Source organism: Streptomyces sp. NBC_01384 (assembly GCF_045040035.1).
In the GTDB taxonomy this organism is placed as follows: Bacteria; Actinomycetota; Actinomycetes; order Streptomycetales; family Streptomycetaceae; genus Streptomyces.
The window spans coordinates 1,400,636-1,422,039 of sequence record NZ_CP109559.1; the positions used below are offsets into that span (position 1 = coordinate 1,400,636).

Genomic DNA, 21,404 nt, shown 5'->3' on the forward strand with positions numbered 1-21,404 from the left:
TTGCCCGACGCGTACGGGGCGGGCGCGGCCGACCCCCGTCCACGCGCGCGCCGCCGCACGGTGGCCATCGCGACGGTGCTGGTCCTCACGGTCGAAGGGAGGTCCAGGAGATCGCCAAGGCGACCCGCGGCTCGGGCCAGCAGGTCAACGACCCCGCACAGATCCACTCGGTGATCCTCAGGGCCATCGTGGCGGCGGGCAGCCAGAGCCAGGGCTGACGTCCGCTATCCGAGGGGCACCGGCTCCGGCAGCCCCACCGGCCAGGTGTGCACGGGCTCCCCTAGATGCATCAGCTCGCCGTAGCGCCGCGTGGTCGCGGCCAGCGCGGCATCTCTGCCGAGACCCTTCTCCAGCGCCTGGTGAAAGGTGGCCGCCTGCCAGGTCGCCCCGTTGGCGCGCAGCCGGCACCGGTCCTCGATCACGCCCAGGTAGAAGTCCCGGTCGACGGGCTCGACACCCCACGCATCCAGCCCTCCGGCGGCCAGCGGCAGCAGTTCGTCACGGACCAGGTTCACGGCCTCGACCCGTGCGGTGCCCCCGTACCGGCCGCGCCTCGGCCACTCCAGGCGCGCGTCGATGCCGTGGCGGCAGGCGGCGTCGAAGTTGGCGGCGGCGGACTCGAACGGCAGCCGTGTCCAGACGGGCCGTGCCTCTTCGGCGAGCGCGCGGACGAGCCCGTAGTAGAAGGCCGCGTTGGCGACGACATCGGTGACGGTGGGCCCCGCGGGCAGGACCCGGTTCTCGACGCGCAGGTGCGGGGCGCCGTCGGCGATGCCGTACACGGGCCGGTTCCAGCGGTAGACCGTGCCGTTGTGCAGCACGAGTTCGGCGAGCTTGGGGGTGCCTCCGGCGTCGAGGACCTCGAGGGGGTCCTCCTCGTCGCAGATGGGCAGCAGGGGCGGGAAGAAGCGCAGATTCTCCTCGAAGAGGTCGTACGCCGAGGAGATCCACCGCTCGCCGAACCAGGTGCGCGGCCGCACCCCCTGGGCCTGGAGCTCCGGCGGCCTGGTGTCGGTGGACTGCTGGAACAGCGGTGGCCGCGACTCGCGCCACAACTCGCGGCCGAACAGGAAGGGCGAGTTGGCACCGACGGCGACCTGCGCGGCGGCGACGGCCTGTGCCGCGTTCCACACGTCCGCGAAGCGCGCCGGCGTGACCTGGAGGTGCAACTGCACGGAGGTGCAGGCGGCCTCGGGCGCGATGGACTTCGACGTACAGACCAGGCGCTCCACCCCGTCGATGTCGAGCGCGAAGTCCTCTCCGCGGGCGGCCACGATCTGGTCGTTGAGCAGGGTGTACCGGTCGACGTCCGACAGGTTCGAGGAGACCAGGTCGTCGCGGTCGATCGTCGGCAGAATCCCGATCATCATGATTCCGGCGTCGACTTCGCCGGCTTTTCGATGGGCATATGCAAGCGAGGTGCGCAGCTCCTCGGCGAGCCGGTCGAATACCCTGCCGCCCAATCGATGTGGAGCTATGTTGACTTCCAGATTGAACATGGCAAGTTCTGTTTGAAAATCTCGGCTCGCAATCCTCTCGAGTACTTGCGCATTCATCATCCTGGGCATGCCGTCGGGTCCGGCGAGATTCAGCTCGATCTCCAGTCCCATGAGATTCTTCGGGCGATCGAACCGCTTCTCCTCCAGCAGTCGCGCCAGCCCCGTCAGGCACTGCCGGAGCTTGTCGCGGTAGCGCTGGCGATCGGACAGGCCGTACGGCCCTGCCACGACCTTCTCTCCCATCGAAGCGTCCCTCCTCGAATGGGCAGGCCGATCCTCCGGCCTCTGCTGTCCCGGAGGATGATGCCCAGGCAACACGATCGATAACGCCCTGTACAGCCTTGTCGACCGCTACCCTGATACCCATTGTCCGGAGGCACATTCACGAGGCATGGACCAGGGCACACTTTCAGGCTGACGCGATCTCGTGAAAAACGCCGACGAGAATCGGCCGACCGCTCCGGCGAAGCATTCCGAGGTCACCGTCGAGCGCTGATGAAAAATCGGGATGAACCTCTCGTTTCGCCGACCGAATACCGCCTTGCTCTTCATATTCAGGACGGCTAGACGAAACACCATCTGAACACGTGTCGTATAAACTCCGCGAACGAGGCAGAGAGTTGGCGCTCGCGGTCCTAGGGCCTGTCGTCAAGGTGACGTGCGACAGGCGGCACCCTGTCGGCAGATCCAGACCCCCTCGCCCCTCCGACCCCGAGAGCTGACAGCGCCGTCCGCCCCCGCCCTCGCGCCACTGTGCCTGTCGAATGAGAGGCGACCCACCATGCCGCTGCATGTCCCCCCGGCTCCCGCGCCCGCCCTGCGCACCGTCCTCACGGCACTCGGTTCCCCCACCGCAGTCCGCGAGGCCCGCACCCCGTCCCTACGCATGGCGCAGGGACCCGTCACCCCCGAACTCCCGCTGCCCGTACACGTACTGGACCGGATCACACCGGCAGGCACGCCGGCTGATACGTCGGCCACCCGGCTCGCCGGGTGGCGCTTCCTGATCCGCTGCGGCGACCGCTCGGTGGCCGCAGCCGACACCATGCTCACCCCCGACGGCTGGGCCTTCTCGCACTTCTTCGAAGGCCCCTACCTCGCGGCCACCGAGCGCGCCCTGCGCCAGGCCGAGAACATGAAACAGCCCTACCAGCCACGCCTGCTGTCCGTGCCCGAGCTCTACATGCTCACCCTCTGGCTGCACGGTGACTGCACCGCGGACGGCGCCGCCGGACAGCTGGCCGCCACCGACCTCCTGGTGCCGCTGGCGCCCGCCCCGCCCGGTATCGCCGCGCACCGCCCGCACCGCGTCGCCGAACTCCTTCCGGTGCTCACCCACCGCCTCACACCCGGACCCCTGCTCAGCTCGCCCGCATAGGCAGGAGCCCACACACCGGCGCGTTCCACCGTGCCCCGCCGCCACGCCCCGCCGCCGTTCTTCCCGCCGCGGGGCACGGTGCTGTCACGGTGCCGTTCAGCCTCCGAGCCGGGCCGCTCGTTCGGGACCGGCAGCGCTCGTACGAGGGGAAACGCGCCCTCGGCTCCCATCGGACTAGCCCCATCCGACCACCGCGAACCCCCCGAAGGGACCGTGCAGTTGGAGTGAACCGTCCGCGCGGGTGATGCGTCTCCAACCTGTGAGGAGCGCTGCTGCGAAATCCCTGCGGATTGACGCCCGGAGGGCAACACTGGGTTCCAAACACACACCGACGGGGGGCGGCGATGAGCACTTCGAGCCGCGGGACAGACACCACAGCCATCACTCATCTCTCAACCCAGCGAAAGATCCCATCCATGTGCCAGCACCAGCCACCGTGTCCGACAGCCGAATCAGCCGACCGGGAGTCCGCCCGTCTCGTGGCTCACCACCCGGAGCAGGGATGGAGCCTGCTGTGCAACGGCGTTCTGCTCTTCGAGGACACCGGTGAGCTCCTGCCGGACGGCCAGATCATCGCCCCGCACCGCCCCCTGGGCAGCGAGCACGTGATGACGGCCGCCTGAGCAGCACGCACACGAAGGGCGACTGCCCGGACATAACGAGGGGCCGGCCGGAGACACACTCTCCGAACCGGCCCCGACGCATATCAAGGGATGATTACTCTTCGTAAGCGTCCAGCGGCGGGCAGGAGCAGACCAGGTTCCGGTCGCCGTACGCCTGGTCGATGCGGCGCACCGGCGGCCAGTACTTGTCCGCGGCCGAGACCCCGGCCGGGAACACGGCCTCCTCACGGGTGTACGCGTGCTCCCACTCCCCGCCGAGCGCGGCGGCGGTGTGCGGCGCGTTGCGCAGCGGGTTGTCGTCGGCCGCCCAGGCGCCCGAGCCGACCTTGTCGATCTCCGCACGGATCGCGATCATCGCCTCGCAGAACCGGTCGAGTTCGACCAGGTCCTCGGACTCGGTCGGCTCGATCATCAGAGTGCCGGCCACCGGGAAGGACATCGTGGGCGCGTGGAAGCCGTAGTCGATGAGCCGCTTGGCGATGTCGTCGACGCTGACGCCGGTCGCCTTGGTCAGCGGACGTAGATCGATGATGCACTCGTGGGCGACGAGCCCGCCGGGACCGGTGTAGAGCACCGGGTAGTGCGGCTCCAGGCGCTTGGCGATGTAGTTGGCGGACAGCACCGCCACCTGCGTGGCCCGCTTGAGGCCCTCGCCACCCATGAGACGGACGTACGCCCAGGAGATGGGCAGGATGCCCGCCGAACCCCAGGGAGCGGCCGAGATCGGTCCGACGCCGGTCTCGGGACCGGCGGCGGGCTGCAGCGGGTGGTTCGGCAGGTACGGCGCCAGGTGCGCGCGTACGCCGACCGGGCCGACGCCCGGACCGCCGCCGCCGTGCGGGATGCAGAACGTCTTGTGCAGGTTCAGGTGCGAGACGTCACCGCCGAAGTGGCCCGGCTTGGCGAGGCCCACCAGCGCGTTGAGGTTGGCGCCGTCGACGTACACCTGCCCGCCGGCCTCGTGCACCTGCGCGCAGATGTCGGCGACGTGCTCCTCGAACACACCGTGCGTCGAGGGGTACGTGATCATCAGCACCGCCAGCTCGTCGCGGTACTGCTCGATCTTGGCGCGCAGGTCCTCGACGTCGATCTCGCCGTCCTCGGCGGTCTTCACGACGACGACCTTCATGCCGGCCATCACGGCGCTCGCGGCATTCGTGCCGTGCGCGGAGGACGGGATCAGGCAGACGGTGCGCTGCTCGTCGCCGTTGGCACGGTGGTAGCCGCGTACGGCGAGCAGCCCCGCCAGCTCGCCCTGGGAGCCCGCGTTCGGCTGGAGGGACACCTTGTCGTACCCGGTGACCTCGGCGAGCCGCTCCTCCAGCTCCTGGATGAGGGTGAGATAGCCCTGCGCCTGCTCGGCGGGCACGAAGGGGTGCAGCTGGCCGAACTCGGGCCAGGTGACCGGCTCCATCTCGGTGGTCGCGTTGAGCTTCATCGTGCAGGAGCCCAGCGGGATCATGCCGCGGTCGAGCGCGTAGTCACGGTCGGACAGCCTGCGCAGATAGCGCAGCATCGCGGTCTCGGAGCGGTACTGGTGGAAGACCGGGTGCGTGAGGTAGTCGTCGGTGCGCAGCAGCGCGGCCGGCAGCGTGTCCTCGGCGGTGGCGTCCAGGGCCTCGATGTCACCGTCGACGCCGAACGCGGTCCAGACGGTGCCCACCTGCCCCCGGGCAGTGGTCTCGTCGCAGGCTATCGACACGTGGTCGGCGTCGACGAGGTGGAGGTTGACGCCCCCGTTGCGCGCGCCCGCCACGATCTCGGCGGCCCGGCCCGACACCCGCACGGTCAGCGTGTCGAAGTAGGCGCCGTGGACGACCTCGACCCCGCCGGCCGTCAGGCCCGCGGCGAGGATCGTGGCGTACCGGTGCGTACGCCGCGCGATGGTCTTCAGGCCCTCAGGACCGTGGTAGACGGCGTACATGCCGGCCATCACGGCGAGCAGCACCTGCGCCGTGCAGATGTTGCTGGTCGCCTTCTCGCGGCGGATGTGCTGCTCCCGCGTCTGCAGGGCGAGCCGGTACGCCTTGTGTCCGTCCGCGTCGACGGAGACGCCCACGAGGCGACCGGGCAGACTGCGTGCGAACGACTCGCGCACCGCCATGTATCCGGCGTGCGGACCGCCGAAGCCCATCGGCACGCCGAAGCGCTGGGTCGTACCGACGGCGATGTCGGCGCCGAGTTCACCCGGCGAGGTGAGCAACGTGAGGGCGAGCAGGTCGGCGGCGACGGTGACGACCGCGCCGAGCTCGTGCGCCTGCTCGATGACGGGCTTCAGGTCGCGTACGGCACCGGAGGCGCCCGGGTACTGGATCAGCACGCCGTTGATCTCGCGCCCGGCGATCCCGGCCGGGATGCCCTCGCTCAGGTCGGCGACGACGACCTCGACGCCGGTCGGCTCGGCGCGGGTCTCGATGACGGCGATGGTCTGCGGCAGGGCGTCCGCGTCGACCAGGAAGAGGCCCTTCTTGTTCTTGCCCATGCGCCGGGACAGCGCCATCGCCTCGGCGGCCGCGGTGCCCTCGTCCAGCAGCGAGGCGCCGGAGGTGGGCAGCCCGGTCAGCTCGGCGACGACGGTCTGGAAGTTGAGCAGCGCTTCGAGCCGCCCCTGGGAGATCTCCGGCTGGTACGGCGTGTACGCGGTGTACCAGGCCGGGTTCTCCATGACGTTGCGCAGGATCACCGGCGGCGTGAACGTGCCGTAGTAGCCGAGGCCGATCATCGGGTCGAGCACCTGGTTGCGGTCCGCGAGGGAGCGCAGCTCGGCCAGTACCTCGGCCTCGGTGCGCGCGCCCGGCAGCTCCAGCGCCTCGGCGTTCTTTATGACGTCCGGCACCGCGGCGGCCGTCAGCTCGTCGAGCGAGCCGTACCCGACCTGCGCGAGCATCTTGGCCCGTGCCTCGGAGTCGGGCCCGATGTGGCGCTGCTCGAAGGGGATTCCCTGTTCGAGCTCTGAAAGCGGAATGCGATGGGCGGTCATTGCGGAGGCCTCCTGGTCTGACACGACCTTCGAGGGGCACCCCGGCACGGGTACCCCGACGGCCTCCCCCTCTGTCATCTCAACCTGAGAGCTTCACCGGCCCGCCCGCGTGCTGACGACCCGGCTTTCACCGTCGGTGAGGGCGGAGGCCTTCGACACCCGCCCTGCTTTCCAGAGTGACCTCGTCCGTGCGGTACGTGAGCCTGAGAGATTCCGGGGAGGATTTGCTCCTTCGGCGCCTCCGATGGTGTCTGGAGGACTCTCCCGCACGGGGTCAGCAGCCGCGTGCCAGCCTACCAGCGAGGACAACGCACGAGCTTTCGAGTGGCCACCTTCCCGAATGTGCTCTTTTGTAGTGCTTACGGATGAGTTGCTAGCGAATGGAGGGCCCGTGCAGACCGACATCGATCCGCGCAACCTGATCGGCCGCAAGGCGCTCGACCGCAATGGCGCCAAGATCGGCACAGTCGACGAGGTCTACCTCGACGACGCGACCGGCGTCCCCGAGTGGGCGGCCATACGTACGGGCCTGTTCAGCAGGGACGCCTTCGTGCCCCTGGAGCCCAGCGAACTCGTCGAGGGCACCCTGTGCGTCCCCTTCGACCGCGCGCTGATCAAGGACGCCCCCGACTTCGGCGTAGGCCGCCACCTCTCCCCCGAACAGGAACTCCAGCTCTACCACCACTACGGCCTGGACGTGGCGCCCCCTCCCCCGCCCCCGGACAGAGACTTCGGTCACTTGGCGGGCACGGACGAGGGTTGACGGAACACCTCGGGCCCACTTGCGCGCCCCGTCAGGGGTGCGGGGAACTGCGCGATCAGCCACGGTCGACCCTCAGCACCGAACCGACCTCACCCCCACGGCGATCGCAATCGGCACCCACCACCAACGGCAACGGATCCGCCAACTCCAACGCCAAGTCATCGGTACGGAACGTCCGCACACGCCCCGGCTCGGAGTAAGGCGTCTCGAACCGCACGGTCACCCTCCCCAGCCCGCTCCCCTGCACCCACCCATGCCCGTACTCGGAGTGCCGCACGTCATGCCCGGCGGGCCACCGCCGCTCGGCGGGCGGCACCTGCTCGGCAACGGGGTCCTCCGCCGCCTCCGCATCCGGACGCTCCAGCACCGCCGCCTCCCCCGCAGCGGCCTCTGCCTGGGCCTGGGCAAAGAGGTCCTCCTGCGTGTAGTCGGCAAGCCCGGAAACACCGACCCCCAGCAGCCGTACACCCCCGGTCGTGTCCACCGCCTCCAGAAGCCGCGCGGCAGCCTCCCGCACGACAGCAGGGTCGTCCGTGGGCCCCCGCAGCGTCTCGGACCGCGTCAGCGTCGAGAAGTCGTACCTCCGCACCTTCAGCACGATGGTCCGCCCCGACAGCCCGGCGCCCCGCAACCGCCGCACACACCGGTCGGCGAGCCGCTGCACCTCCAGGCCGACCCGCACGCGGTCGTGGATGTCCACGTCGTAGGTGTCCTCGACCGACACGGACTTCGTCTCCCGCTCGGCCACCACCGGGCGCTCGTCGTGCGCCAGCGCCATCGCGTACAGCGCGTGCCCGTGGGCCTTACCCAGCAGCCGTACGAGCTCGTCCTCGCCCGCCTCGGCGATCTCGTCGACCGTGGTGATCCCGGCGCGGCGCAGATGGTCGCCGGTCGCGGGCCCGACGCCCGGCAGTATCCGCACCGACATCGGTCCCAGCAGCGCGCGCTCGGTCCCCGGCTCTATCAGCACCAGCCCGTCGGGCTTGGCCTGCTCCGAGGCGATCTTGGCGAGCATCTTGGAGGCGGCGAGCCCCACTGACCCCGTGAGCCCCGTAGCGGCACGGATGTCCGCGCGCAGCTTCCCCCCGGCCAGCCGCGCCGAGCTCTCGTCCCAGGCCGTGCCACCCGCCTCCAGGTCCACGAAGGCCTCGTCCAGGCTCAGCGGCTCCACCAACGGCGACAGCGCCCGCAGCAGCCCCATCACCTGCTCGCTGATCTCCCGGTAGACCGTGAAGCGCGGCACGAGATACGCGGCGTTCGGTGCCAGCCGGCGCGCCTGGGCCATGGGCATCGCCGAGTGCACCCCGAAGACCCGGGCCTCGTACGAGGCGGTGGCGACGACTCCGCGCGGTCCGAGCCCGCCCACGACGACGGCCTTCCCGCGCAGGCTCGGCTTGGCTGCCTGCTCCGCCGAGGCGAAGAAGGCATCCATGTCGAGATGCAGGATCGTGGGCGCGGTTCTCACATCTCCGATGCTGCCCTACGCCACTGACAATGCCCCGGCACGGCCCGCGCCGGTAGCGCCGAAGCATGCCGCCGTACGGTGCTCAACCCGCGCCCGTACGCTCCGGGTCGCTCTCCTACGGTCTCCTACGGCCTGCGGGCCTCAGACGGCCCGATTGCGCCGTCGCGCCAGCTCGTCCGCCGGATTGGGTCCGACGAGCGTCTCGCCCGTGTCCACGCGCTCCCCGTGCAACTGCGACAGTGCGCTCTCGACGTCCCGCCACACCACACCCACGGCGATCCCGAAGACGCCCTGACCGCCCTGCAACAGGGCGTGCACCTCGTCGGGCGAGGAGCACTCGTAGACGGTCGCGCCGTCGCTCATCAGCGTCATCCGCTCCAGGTCCCGGAAGCCGCGCTCCCTGAGATGCTGGACCGTGGTGCGGATGTTCTGCAGGGACACTCCCGTGTCGAGGAACCGCTTCACGATCTTCAGGACGACGACGTCCCGGAAGCTGTAGAGCCGCTGGGTCCCCGACCCGTGGGCGGGCCGCACACTCGGTTCGACCAGTCCGGTCCTGGCCCAGTAGTCGAGCTGCCGGTAGGTGATGCCCGCGGCGGCACACGCCGTGGGACCGCGGTAGCCGATCTCCTCGGCGGCCGCCCCTCCCTCACCGAGCTCACCCCGCACCGCTGTCGGCCGCGGCGGAACGTGATCGGCCGCGCTGCCGTGAAGCGGGTACGGGCCGCTCTCCCCCAGACTGCGTCCGGGGGCACCCCCAGCCGTACCGTCGCCGCTGCTTCTCACGCCGACCTCCGTCCTTGACCTGCCTTCTCGACGGTAGGCAGTCACCAGGGGCGCGTCAACGATCGCCACACTCGGCACGCCGAGTGATAATCACCCTAGGAGTGGTTTCCCGTGTCCCACCGGGGGGAAAGGCTAGCCGAATGCTCTCGGAGCGGGCCGCAGCGCGCCACACTGGCCACGGGGCAAATGCGGCCCGGAGCCCGCCCATCCATTGGCTCGTTCACGGAGTGGGAGGTCGCACCCGCTCCCACGGGCCGGGCGGCCGACCGCCCATCGGCGGGCGATCGCTCCCGCTCCGGACCGCCCTGACCGGTCCCCTCACCGGCTGACTGGTCTCACCACCGGCTGACCGGTCACTGGCTGACCGGACCCATCACTGGCTATTGGTCCCGAAGTCCTCGGGCGAGATCTGGTCGAGGAACTCGCGGAACTTCTCCACCTCGTCCTCCTGCTCGTCCGGGATCGCGATGCCGGCGTCGTCGAGCACCCCGTCGCTGCCGTAGATCGGCGTTCCGGTGCGCAGCGCCAGCGCTATGGCGTCGGACGGGCGGGCACTGACCTCGACCCCGCTGGCGAACACCAGCTCCGCGTAGAAGACACCCTCACGCAGGTCCGTGATGCGCACTTCGGTGAGCTCCTGGCCGACGGCCTCCAGCACGTCCTTGAACAGGTCGTGGGTCAGCGGTCGCGCGGGGGCCATGCCCTGCTGGGCGAAGGCGATCGCCGTCGCCTCCCCCGGTCCGATCCAGATGGGGAGGTAACGATCGCCTCCCACTTCACGCAGAAGCACGATCGGTTGGTTGGAGGGCATTTCCACCCGGACACCTACGACATCGAGCTCGTTCACACAGTAACCCTAGGCCGTGCCCGGGACGTTTGGGTAGTCGGGCACAGAACGGGTGGCCGATCCGGACTCCCCGTCGGGCGCTCCGGGTCAGGGCAGCCGCACGCCGAGCGCGGTCTGCACCAGGGCCGCGTGCAGTTTCACCGTGAGCCCCGCCAGCTCCTTCGTGCGGGCCTCCGCGTGCGCCCTGGTCTGCGGATTGCGATGGCGCCTGAGCGGGGCCACCACCTGGTCCACCAGGCCCGCGTCACGGTCGGCCGCGGCCTTCATCGCTCGCAGATGGCGCGGCTCGATCCCGAACCGCCCCAGCTCGACGACGAGCGCGGCGACGGTCACCGCCTCGGCGTCGTACGCCCCGTCCGGCAGCGGGGCGATCAGCCCGTACGACTCCCACTCCTGAAGCTCCTGCTCGCCGATCTCGGCGGCGGCCAGCAGTTCCGCACGGCCCACCCGGGCCGCTGTGGGCGCCTCGGGCTCCCCGAAGAGGTCACCGAACGACTCCCCGTCGCCGGAGTCGCGCTGCCGCCCCGCAGACGGCAGCCGCACCGGCTCACCGCGCTCCAGGGCGTCCAGGTACTCCCGGATCACCTTCAGCGGCAGATAGTGATCCCGCTGCATCCTCAGGACGTGGCCGAGGCGCTCGACGTCGGCCGCGCTGAACTTGCGATACCCCGAGGGGGTCCGCTGCGGCTCGACCAGCCCCTCCGACTCCAGGAACCGGATCTTGGAGATCGTGACTTCGGGGAACTCCTCACGCAGCGCGTTCAGCACCGCGCCGATGCTCATCAGCCCACTGTCCGCTGCGGCGGTACCGCTGCCGGCACCGCCGCTCGGTGATCGAAGCATGGACCTTCCTGGGGGTCCCCCCGGACGGAGTCTGGGGGAGGGTCAGATACCCCGCTGGCTCGCGTAGAAGACCAGCCGGTACTTACCGATCTGCACCTCGTCGCCGTTCGAGAGCGGGACCGAGTCGATCCGCTCCCGGTTGACGTAGGTGCCGTTCAGGCTGCCCACGTCGGCGACCGTGAACGAGCCGTCCGCGGCGCGACGGAACTCCACATGGCGACGCGACACGGTCACGTCGTCCAGGAAGATGTCGCTCTGCGGATGACGCCCGGCCGTGGTCAGCTCGCCGTCCAACAGGAAGCGGCTGCCCGAGTTCGGACCGCGGCGCACCACCAGGAGCGCCGAGCCGAGCGGCAGCGCGTCGACGGCCGCCTGCGCCTCCGGAGAGAGTGTCGGCATCTGCGTCTGTCCGGTGATCTCGGCATCGTAGGCCTCGATGCCCGAAATGGAGATCGTGGACGTCGTCTCGGCGGCACGCTCCGGGACCGCTCCGGGCCGCAGCGGCGCGCCGCAGTTGGAGCAGAAGCGGCTGTTCTCCGCGTTGCGGTTACCGCACCTCGTACACACCAGGGCCGACATGGACGGATCCTCCTGCCGCGGCTGCCCCCCAGGGGCATGGGACGCGTACGGGTCGGAGGCAAACCCTCCACCCGCACTTGAGGTTGACGGTTCCCCGAAACCTATGCGTCCGGACTGGGCAGGGTCAACAGACGGCGCGCCCTGACCACCGGAAATGTCACCGACCTGGTCCCGGAACAGCGGGCGCTCGCCGCTCTGGCCTTCAGCGTCTCCATGGCGCGGTGCACGGTGTCGGGCAGTCGCGTTGTCGCTGCCCTCTCCTCGTGCGCTCTTGCCGAACAACTTCGCAAACAACTTCACGGGCGATTCCCCTTGACCGAAACAGACCCGCCCGTGGGGCAGGACGAACCCTGATTGAACACACCGGTCGACCCGGACATCCTCACAACGTCCGTATCCACCAGACAGTTTCCACCACGCACCACCCATTCGGTGCGCCGACCCCCCGCAACCTCATGCCCTCGCCGCGCGACCCCCATGCACCCCCGGCTCACTGGGAGGACGACCGAGCGTAGTCAGGCCGCTTCGCAGCTCGCAAGGCGTCCACCACGATCTTCGTCACAGGCTCCACCGTGACGGTGGCCTGCTCCTTCTCAAGAGTCTGCACCACGCCTCCGGGGATGTTGAGCGCCGGCTCGAGGTCCTGCGGTTTGCCGATGACCTTGAAACGAAAGGGCTGGGTGATCTTGTTCCCATCGACGCTCACGCCCTTGCCGGAGTCCGACAGATAGGTGCTGGCGACGACCCGTACACCGTTCACCTGAATCGCCTCCGCGCCGGCCGCGCGCAGCTCCTGGATCGCGTCAAGCAGCATGTCCGCCTTGACCGTCCCTTTTGCGTCGTTGATCGTCAGCGTGATGCCGGGTCCCTGCGCCGCCACCGTGCCCGCCAGAATGCCGAGTTGCTTCTCCTTCTCGACCGTCTGCTTGCGGGCTTCCTCGGCCTGGTTGGAGCTGTTCTCCAGCTCGGTGCGCTGATCTTCGAGGCCCTGCTTCTCGTCTTCTAGACGCTGCGTACGGTTGTCGAGTTCATCGAGGATGCGTACGAGATCTTCTTGACGTGCGCCGCGCAGGGCGCTGCCGCTGTCGCTGTTGGAGGCGACCTGGACAGCCAGGCCGAAGCCGAGGCCGAACAGCAACAGGGCGACAATGAGTTGCGCGCGCGTCACCCTCGGCGGCCACAGCCCTTTCACCAGCCGCTGACGGCCGGTCAGCGACGACTCGCCCTTCTCTTCGCTCTGTTGCGTCCCGGAACTCTCGGGAGCCTTGGCCGGGACCTCTTCGGGGAGTTCCCTGCGCAGCCGGTTCTCGGGTGTCTCGCCTTCGTTGCTCATCGGCCTCACGCCCGGAACACGTGCCGGCGGATCGCCGCGGCATTGGAGAAGATGCGGATGCCGAGGACGACGACGACACCGGTGGAGAGCTGCGCGCCCACACCCAATTTGTCGCCCAGGAAGACGATCAGCGCGGCGACGACCACGTTCGACAGGAACGAGACCACGAAGACCTTGTCGTCGAAGATGCCGTCGAGCATCGCGCGCAGGCCTCCGAAGACGGCGTCGAGCGCCGCCACGACGGCGATCGGGAGGTAAGGCTCGACAACCGCCGGAACCTCGGGCCGGACCAACAATCCAGCCACGACTCCCACGACGAGGCCCAGTACGGCGATCACGATGTGCCCTTCTCTGTGCTCGGCTGTGCTGTACGTACGATCACACTCGGTGCGGCGGACAACCGGACGTCTTTTTCGACGGAAATGGCGGTCCGGATGCCGTAGTTCTCCTGCAGGGCGTGCAGATACAGCCCATCGGCACTGTTCTGGAACCTGGTGCTGAGCCGTTCGCCGTCCCCCACCGCCAGCACCGTGTAGGGCGGCACCAGCGGCTTGTTGTCGACCAGTATCGCGTCACCCGCGGCCCGGATCGCCGAGAGGGCCGTCAGCCGCTGCCCGTTGATCGAGACGGCTTCCGCACCGGACTCCCAGAGCCCATTGATGACCCGCTGCATGTCACGGTCGCGGACGCGCCCGGTGTCGGAGAACCCACTGGTCTCGCGGGGGTTGCCGTCGCCGCCCTGGGTGGCTTCCTTGGCGTCGTTCACGACGAGTTTGACGCCCGGCCCGCGCACGGCGACGGCGCCCGACAGGATGCCCACCAGGTCAGCCTGGTCGCCGCCCCCCTGTTTCTTCAACGCCTCGTTCTGCCGGGCGCTCACATCGGCACGCAGGGTGTCGACACCACTCTCGAGCTTGTCCGCGGACGCGGTCTCGCGCTCGACGCGGTCGATCAGCTCCTGGCGCTCCTTGGCGACCACCGGGGCCGCGATCCGCGCGTTCGCCGCCCCCACGGTCACCACCAGGGCCGCGAGGACGAGACCGGCTGCCAGACCGAGCTTCGCCCGCACTGTTTTCGGCATACCGCCGGCGCCCTCGGCCTTCTTACGGGCGGCCGCCTCGGCGTATCCGTCGTCGAGGCTGTGGTCCATGACGTTGGTGAGCAGCGACATGGAGGCGTCCGGGCGCGAGGGGCGCGGAGGTGTGCTCCGAACGGGGGGCTGCTGCGGCATGACGCACATCGTCGCACGTCGCGGGCACTACCTCCGAATGGCCCCACCGGCGTGCCGGACAGGCCCCCTTAGGGGCACTTGTCCGGCACGCGCGCGTGGCTAACGCCCGGCGCTCTCCACGACGGCCGCCCACTCGTCGAGCAGGGCCTCCGCGGAGGCGTCGTCCGGGCCCTCGGCCCACAGATGCGTCACCGCCTCGGCCGGGTCGGGCAGCACCATCACCCACCGCCCGTCGGTCTCCACGACCCGTACGCCGTCGGTCGTGTCCACGAACCGGTCCCCGGCCGCCTCCACGACCCGACGCATCACGAGTCCCTTGACTGCCCATGGAGTGGCGAGATCGCGCTTGAGGACATGCGCCCGCGGAATCCGCGCGTCGATCTGGCTGAGCGTGAGTTGCGTTCGCGCCACCAGTCCGATCAGTCGTACGAAGGCCGCGGAACCGTCGAAGACGCTGCTGAACTCCGGAATGATGAACCCGCCGCGGCCGTCACCACCGAAGATCGTCGACTCGTCGCGCCCGACCCTGGTCAGGTCGTCCGGAGACGTCGTCGTCCACTCCACCTGCGTCCCGTGGTACGCCGCCACCTGCTCGGCGATCCGGGTGGTGGTCACCGGCAGCGCCACTCGCCCACTGCGCCGCTCCGCAGCCACCAGATCGAGCATGACCAGCAGAGCCCGGTCGTCCTCGACGATCCGCCCCTTCTCGTCGACGAGCGAGAGCCGCTCACCCACCGGGTCGAAGCGCACCCCGAACGCCGCACGCGCGGACGCGACGATCTCACCGAGCCGCACCAGACCGGCTCGCCGTGTGTCCGCCGTCTCCGTAGGCCTCGATTCGTCGAGACCGGGGTTGATGGTCAACGAGTCCACACCGAGCTTGCCCAACAGGCTGGGCAGTACGAGCCCGGCACTGCCGTTCGAGGCGTCCACGACCACCTTCAGCCCGGATTCGGTAATACCGGTGGTGTCGACATTCCGCAGCAACGATCCGGTGTACGAGTCGAAGACGCTGGCCGGGAAGTGCAGATCCCCGATCTCCCCCGGGAACGCACGCCGGTACTCCTGCCGGGCGAACACCCGGTCCAGCTTCCGCTGGCCTCCCTGCGAGAGATCGGCGCCCTGCCCGTCGAAGAACATGATGTCGACGGAGTCCGGCACTCCGGGCGACGTCCGGATCATGATCCCGCCCGCACTGCCCCTGGCGGTCTGCTGCCGGGCCACCGGCAGCGGTACGTTCTCCAGATCGCGTACGTCGATGGCGCTGGCCTGCAAAGCCGAGATGACCGCCCGCTTCAGCGCGCGAGCGCCTCGGGAGTGGTCGCGGGCCGTAGTGACGGTGGAGCCCTTCTTGAGCGTCGTCGCGTACGCCCCCGCAAGACGCACGGCCAGCTCAGGAGTGATCTCCACGTTCAGGATTCCGCTGACGCCGCGTGCGCCGAAGAGATGCGCCTGGCCGCGCGACTCCCAGATCACCGAGGTGTTGACGAAGGCGCCGGCCTCGATGGTCTTGAACGGATAGACGCGTACGTTTCCCTGGATGATCGATTCTTCACCGACGAGGCATTCGTCGCCGATGACGGCGCCGTCCTCGATCCGTGCGGCCCGCATGATGTCGGTGTTCTTCCCGATGACACAGCCGCGCAAATTGCTGTGCTGCCCGATGTACACATTGTCGTGCACAACGGCCCGGTGTAGGAACGCTCCGCTCTTGACGACGACATTGGAGCCGACGACAGTGTGCTCGCGGATTTCGGCGTCCGCCTCGACCTTGGCGTAGTCACCGATGTAGAGCGGGCCCCGCAGCACGGCATCGGGATGCACTTCGGCACCTTCGGCGACCCACACGCCCGGGGAGATCTCGAACCCGTCGATCTCGACGTCGACCTTGCCTTCCAGGACGTCGGCCTGGGCCTTCACATAGCTCTCGTGGGTGCCGACGTCCTCCCAGTAGCCCTCGGCGATATAGCCGAAGACCGGCTTTCCCTCCTTCATCAGCTGAGGGAATACATCGCCGGACCAGTCGACGGAGACATCGGCCTCGACGTAGTCGAAGACTTCGGGCTCCATGACGTAGATACCCGTGTTCACCGTGTCCGAGAAGACCTGGCCCCAGGTCGGCTTCTCCAGGAAGCGCTCGACCTTGCCCTCTTCGTCGACAATGGTGATGCCGAATTCAAGGGGGTTCGGGACGCGTGTCAAGCAGACGGTGACCAGCGCACCCTTTTCCTTGTGGAAATTGATGAGGTCGGTGAGATCGAAGTCGGTCAGGGCGTCACCGGAGATCACCAGGAAAGTGTCGTCCTTCAACGCCTCCTCGGCGTTCTTGACGCTCCCGGCAGTACCGAGTGGCTTCTCCTCATTGGCATAGGTGAGCTCCATGCCGAGCTCTTCACCGTCACCGAAGTAGTTCTTGACGAGCGAAGCCAAGAACTGAACAGTAACGACGGTCTCGTTGAGCCCGTGCCTTTTGAGCAGCCGTAGCACGTGCTCCATGATCGGGCGGTTCACCACCGGCAGGAGCGGCTTGGGCATGCTTGAGGTCATGGGGCGAAGGCGTGTGCCTTCGCCTCCGGCCATCACGACGGCCTTCATGTCGGAAGCGTCCTCCTTGAAGAGACGAAGGTCTAGCCGACTTCACCCGTCCTGATTGTCCCGCAGTTTTCGAGCGCGGGCCATCCGGGCACTTCAGCCGCCCCATCGGGCCGAGCTCAATCGGCCATGGCGTCCGCCTTGAGAAGCCGGCGGACCTGCACCACGTAGAGGACTCCTGCCCACCAATAGAGGGTTGTACCCCATCCGGCGAACGCCCATCCGAAAATCGCAGCGAGTGGCGCGAGCCATCCGCTTCCGTCACTGAGCAGCAACAGCGGGAAGGCGTACATCAGGTTGAAGGTCGCCGCCTTCCCCAGGAAGTTCACCTGCAGCGGCGGATAGCCGTGACGCCGAAGGATGGCCACCACGACCAGCAGAACCAACTCGCGCGCCAGAAGTACAGCCGTCAACCACAGCGGAAGAATCTCCCGCCACGTGAGGCCCACGAGAGTGGACAGAATGTAAAGCCGGTCAGCCGCGGGGTCCAGCAGCCGGCCCAGACTGCTGATCTGGTTCCAGCGCCGCGCGAGCTTCCCGTCCAGGTAGTCACTGATGCCGCTCAGCATGAGGACGAGCAGCGCCCAGCCGTCGCTCTTGGGGCCACCGAACTCGGGCCTGAGGATCAGCCACAGGAAGATGGGCACGCCGACCAGGCGCGCCATGCTGAGGATGTTCGGGATGGTGAGGACCCGGTCCGTCTGGACGCGGGTCTCCTGGACCTCCACCCGGGGGCCTCCTGTGGGAAACGAGCCAATGATGCCCCTGACCCTACCCGTAGCCCTCACGCCGCGGCGCGGAGGGGTTCAGGCACCATCAGAAAACACCCCGGGAACAACAACCCAGAGAAAATAAAAAAAGCTCCGGCTCTCGGGCTGTATGCCCAAGAGCCGGAGCTCTAAAAGGAGTTCGGCGGCGTCCTACTCTCCCACAGGGTCCCCCCTGCAGTACCATCGGCGCTGTGAGGCTTAGCTTCCGGGTTCGGAATGTAACCGGGCGTTTCCCTCACGCTATGACCACCGAAACACTATGAAACTGTAACTACCGCACCATACCCAGTGGCCCAGGGCATGGGGTTGTTCGTGGTTTCAGAACCAACACAGTGGACGCGAGCAACTGAGGACAAGCCCTCGGCCTATTAGTACCAGTCACCTCCAGCGGTTACCCGCCTTCCAGATCTGGCCTATCAACCCAGTCGTCTACTGGGAGCCTTAACCCCTCAAGGGGGTGGGAATACTCATCTCGAAGCAGGCTTCCCGCTTAGATGCTTTCAGCGGTTATCCCTCCCGAACGTAGCCAACCAGCCATGCCCTTGGCAGGACAACTGGCACACCAGAGGTTCGTCCGTCCCGGTCCTCTCGTACTAGGGACAGCCCTTCTCAATATTCCTACGCGCACAGCGGATAGGGACCGAACTGTCTCACGACGTTCTAAACCCAGCTCGCGTACCGCTTTAATGGGCGAACAGCCCAACCCTTGGGACCGACTCCAGCCCCAGGATGCGACGAGCCGACATCGAGGTGCCAAACCATCCCGTCGATATGGACTCTTGGGGAAGATCAGCCTGTTATCCCCGGGGTACCTTTTATCCGTTGAGCGACGGCGCTTCCACAAGCCACCGCCGGATCACTAGTCCCGACTTTCGTCCCTGCTCGACCCGTCGGTCTCACAGTCAAGCTCCCTTGTGCACTTACACTCAACACCTGATTACCAACCAGGCTGAGGGAACCTTTGGGCGCCTCCGTTACTCTTTAGGAGGCAACCGCCCCAGTTAAACTACCCATCAGACACTGTCCCTGATCCGGATCACGGACCCAGGTTAGACATCCAGCACGACCAGAGTGGTATTTCAACGACGACTCCACAACAGCTGGCGCTGCCGCTTCAAAGTCTCCCACCTATCCTACACAAGCCGAACCGAACACCAATATCAAACTGTAGTAAAGGTCCCGGGGTCTTTCCGTCCTGCTGCGCGAAACGAGCATCTTTACTCGTAGTGCAATTTCACCGGGCCTATGGTTGAGACAGTCGAGAAGTCGTTACGCCATTCGTGCAGGTCGGAACTTACCCGACAAGGAATTTCGCTACCTTAGGATGGTTATAGTTACCACCGCCGTTTACTGGCGCTTAAGTTCTCAGCTTCGCCACCCCGAAGAGTGACTAACCGGTCCCCTTAACGTTCCAGCACCGGGCAGGCGTCAGTCCGTATACATCGCCTTACGGCTTCGCACGGACCTGTGTTTTTAGTAAACAGTCGCTTCTCGCTGGTCTCTGCGGCCACCCCCAGCTCAGAGTGCAAGACTCATCACCGGTGATGGCCCCCCTTCTCCCGAAGTTACGGGGGCATTTTGCCGAGTTCCTTAACCATAGTTCACCCGAACGCCTCGGTATTCTCTACCTGACCACCTGAGTCGGTTTAGGGTACGGGCCGCCATGAAACTCGCTAGAGGCTTTTCTCGACAGCATAGGATCATCCACTTCACCACAATCGGCTCGGCATCAGGTCTCAGCCTTGATGTGCGACGGATTTGCCTATCGCACGGCCTACACCCTTACCCCGGGACAACCACCGCCCGGGATGGACTACCTTCCTGCGTCACCCCATCACTCACCTACTACAGGTCTGGTCCGTCGGCTCCACCACTCCCCTTTGCCCGAAGGCTCCGGGACGGCTTCACGGACTTAGCATCGCCTGGTTCAATGTTTGACGCTTCACAGCGGGTACCGGAATATCAACCGGTTATCCATCGACTACGCCTGTCGGCCTCGCCTTAGGTCCCGACTTACCCTGGGCAGATCAGCTTGACCCAGGAACCCTTAGTCAATCGGCGCACACGTTTCTCACGTGTGTATCGCTACTCATGCCTGCATTCTCACTCGTGAACCGTCCACCACTGCCTTCCGGCGCGGCTTCACCCGGCACACGACGCTCCCCTACCCATCACAGCAGGCGTTGGCCCTATAGCTGCAATGACACGACTTCGGCGGTACGCTTGAGCCCCGCTACATTGTCGGCGCGGAATCACTAGACCAGTGAGCTATTACGCACTCTTTCAAGGGTGGCTGCTTCTAAGCCAACCTCCTGGTTGTCTCTGCGACTCCACATCCTTTCCCACTTAGCGTACGCTTAGGGGCCTTAGTCGATGCTCTGGGCTGTTTCCCTCTCGACCATGGAGCTTATCCCCCACAGTCTCACTGCCGCGCTCTCACTTACCGGCATTCGGAGTTTGGCTAAGGTCAGTAACCCGGTAGGGCCCATCGCCTATCCAGTGCTCTACCTCCGGCAAGAAACACACGACGCTGCACCTAAATGCATTTCGGGGAGAACCAGCTATCACGGAGTTTGATTGGCCTTTCACCCCTAACCACAGGTCATCCCCCAGGTTTTCAACCCTGGTGGGTTCGGTCCTCCACGACCTCTTACAGCCGCTTCAACCTGCCCATGGCTAGATCACTCCGCTTCGGGTCTTGAGCGCGCTACTAAACCGCCCTATTCGGACTCGCTTTCGCTACGGCTTCCCCACACGGGTTAACCTCGCAACACACCGCAAACTCGCAGGCTCATTCTTCAAAAGGCACGCAGTCACGAGACACCAAGCAAGCTTGATGTCCGACGCTCCCACGGCTTGTAGGCACACGGTTTCAGGTACTATTTCACTCCGCTCCCGCGGTACTTTTCACCATTCCCTCACGGTACTATCCGCTATCGGTCACCAGGGAATATTTAGGCTTAGCGGGTGGTCCCGCCAGATTCACACGGGATTTCTCGGGCCCCGTGCTACTTGGGTGTTTCTCAAACGAGCCGTTGACGTTTCGACTACGGGGGTCTTACCCTCTACGCCGGACCTTTCGCATGTCCTTCGCCTACATCAACGGTTTCTGACTCGTCTCACGGCCGGCAGACCGTGAAAGAGAAATCCCACAACCCCACATACGCAACCCCTGCCGGGTCTCACACGCATATGGTTTGGCCTCATCCAGTTTCGCTCGCCACTACTCCCGGAATCACGGTTGTTTTCTCTTCCTGCGGGTACTGAGATGTTTCACTTCCCCGCGTTCCCTCCACTTGCCCTATGTGTTCAGGCAAGGGTGACAGCCCATGACGACTGCCGGGTTTCCCCATTCGGAAACCCCCGGATCAAAGCCTGGTTGACGACTCCCCGGGGACTATCGTGGCCTCCCACGTCCTTCATCGGTTCCTGGTGCCAAGGCATCCACCGTGCGCCCTTAAAAACTTGGCCACAGATGCTCGCGTCCACTGTGCAGTTCTCAAACAACGACCAACCACCCATCACCCCCGGTTACCACCGGAGTTCACTGGGGCCGGCACTGAAGGCAGCCAAAATCGGCCGTACCTTCAGACACCCAACAGCGTGCCCGACCCGATCCCGTCCGGAGATCATGCGTTCCACACTCCTAAGAGCAGTACTTGCAGCCTCCGACCCGTGAACCCGGCCGAATAATCAACGTTCCACCCATGAGCAA

At 66.7% G+C, this 21,404-nt stretch carries 15 protein-coding genes, 2 rRNA genes and 1 riboswitch; of the genes, 3 read left to right on the plus strand and 14 right to left on the minus strand.

Annotated features, from left to right (window positions below):
* Positions 1–224: 224 nt before the first annotated feature.
* Positions 225–1,742 carry a glutamate--cysteine ligase gene (locus OG747_RS06220; RefSeq protein ID WP_405878285.1) on the minus strand — a complete coding sequence of 506 codons (1,518 nt, stop codon included), beginning with the start codon at positions 1,740–1,742 and terminating at the stop codon, positions 225–227.
* Between the two features lie 538 nt (positions 1,743–2,280).
* Between OG747_RS06220 and OG747_RS06225 the strand changes: the two genes are divergently transcribed.
* Complete coding sequence (locus tag OG747_RS06225) at positions 2,281–2,877, plus strand: hypothetical protein (protein WP_405878286.1); 597 nt, start codon at positions 2,281–2,283, stop codon at positions 2,875–2,877.
* A 416-nt stretch (positions 2,878–3,293) separates the two neighbouring features.
* Positions 3,294–3,500 (plus strand): DUF5999 family protein, encoded by a 207-nt coding sequence (locus OG747_RS06230; RefSeq protein ID WP_405878287.1) that lies wholly within the window; start codon positions 3,294–3,296, stop codon positions 3,498–3,500.
* Positions 3,501–3,594: 94 nt separating this feature from the next.
* Here OG747_RS06230 and gcvP read toward each other — a convergent pair whose 3' ends face one another.
* Positions 3,595–6,480, minus strand: coding sequence for an aminomethyl-transferring glycine dehydrogenase (gene gcvP, locus OG747_RS06235; RefSeq protein WP_405878288.1), 2,886 nt, complete (start codon positions 6,478–6,480; stop codon positions 3,595–3,597).
* 181 nt (positions 6,481–6,661) lie between these two features.
* Positions 6,662–6,757, minus strand: a riboswitch (glycine riboswitch).
* Positions 6,758–6,871: 114 nt separating this feature from the next.
* On the opposite strand from gcvP, the gene OG747_RS06240 reads away from it, so the two are divergent.
* A complete protein-coding gene (locus OG747_RS06240; RefSeq protein ID WP_405878289.1) occupies positions 6,872–7,243 on the plus strand; it encodes a PRC-barrel domain-containing protein in 372 nt (123 codons plus the stop codon).
* Between the two features lie 55 nt (positions 7,244–7,298).
* On the opposite strand, the gene OG747_RS06245 is transcribed toward OG747_RS06240, so the two are convergent.
* The 12 genes from OG747_RS06245 to OG747_RS06300 all read right to left on the minus strand — a co-directional run bounded on the left by OG747_RS06245 (position 7,299) and on the right by OG747_RS06300 (position 21,160).
* The gene (locus OG747_RS06245; RefSeq protein ID WP_405878290.1) at positions 7,299–8,708 is read right to left on the minus strand and encodes a DNA polymerase IV; all 1,410 of its coding nucleotides are present in this window, start codon (positions 8,706–8,708) and stop codon (positions 7,299–7,301) included.
* A gap of 141 nt (positions 8,709–8,849) precedes the next feature.
* Positions 8,850–9,494 carry a MerR family transcriptional regulator gene (locus tag OG747_RS06250; protein ID WP_405878291.1) on the minus strand — a complete coding sequence of 215 codons (645 nt, stop codon included), beginning with the start codon at positions 9,492–9,494 and terminating at the stop codon, positions 8,850–8,852.
* Positions 9,495–9,867: 373 nt separating this feature from the next.
* A complete protein-coding gene (locus tag OG747_RS06255) occupies positions 9,868–10,341 on the minus strand; it encodes a bifunctional nuclease family protein (protein WP_006123076.1) in 474 nt (157 codons plus the stop codon).
* An 87-nt stretch (positions 10,342–10,428) separates the two neighbouring features.
* Positions 10,429–11,184: a MerR family transcriptional regulator gene (locus OG747_RS06260; RefSeq protein WP_405878292.1), complete on the minus strand. Its 756-nt coding sequence runs from the start codon at positions 11,182–11,184 to the stop codon at positions 10,429–10,431.
* Between the two features lie 42 nt (positions 11,185–11,226).
* Complete coding sequence (locus OG747_RS06265) at positions 11,227–12,192, minus strand: FHA domain-containing protein (RefSeq protein ID WP_405878293.1); 966 nt, start codon at positions 12,190–12,192, stop codon at positions 11,227–11,229.
* A 61-nt stretch (positions 12,193–12,253) separates the two neighbouring features.
* Positions 12,254–13,096, minus strand: coding sequence for a DUF881 domain-containing protein (locus OG747_RS06270; RefSeq protein ID WP_405878294.1), 843 nt, complete (start codon positions 13,094–13,096; stop codon positions 12,254–12,256).
* A gap of 5 nt (positions 13,097–13,101) precedes the next feature.
* Positions 13,102–13,434, minus strand: a complete 333-nt coding sequence (locus OG747_RS06275) for a small basic family protein (RefSeq protein WP_003988855.1) — start codon at positions 13,432–13,434, stop codon at positions 13,102–13,104.
* Complete coding sequence (locus OG747_RS06280; RefSeq protein ID WP_405878295.1) at positions 13,431–14,327, minus strand: DUF881 domain-containing protein; 897 nt, start codon at positions 14,325–14,327, stop codon at positions 13,431–13,433. Before OG747_RS06280 ends, OG747_RS06275 begins: the two co-directional genes overlap by 4 nt.
* 99 nt (positions 14,328–14,426) lie before the next feature.
* Positions 14,427–16,922 carry a sugar phosphate nucleotidyltransferase gene (locus tag OG747_RS06285; protein WP_405878296.1) on the minus strand — a complete coding sequence of 832 codons (2,496 nt, stop codon included), beginning with the start codon at positions 16,920–16,922 and terminating at the stop codon, positions 14,427–14,429.
* 116 nt (positions 16,923–17,038) lie between these two features.
* Entirely contained in the window at positions 17,039–17,647 is a 609-nt protein-coding gene (locus tag OG747_RS06290) for a CDP-alcohol phosphatidyltransferase family protein (protein ID WP_405878297.1), read from the minus strand.
* 179 nt (positions 17,648–17,826) lie between these two features.
* Positions 17,827–17,943, minus strand: a 5S ribosomal RNA gene (rrf, locus tag OG747_RS06295).
* Positions 17,944–18,037: 94 nt separating this feature from the next.
* Positions 18,038–21,160: ribosomal RNA gene (locus OG747_RS06300) — 23S ribosomal RNA — on the minus strand.
* Positions 21,161–21,404 lie beyond the last annotated feature (244 nt).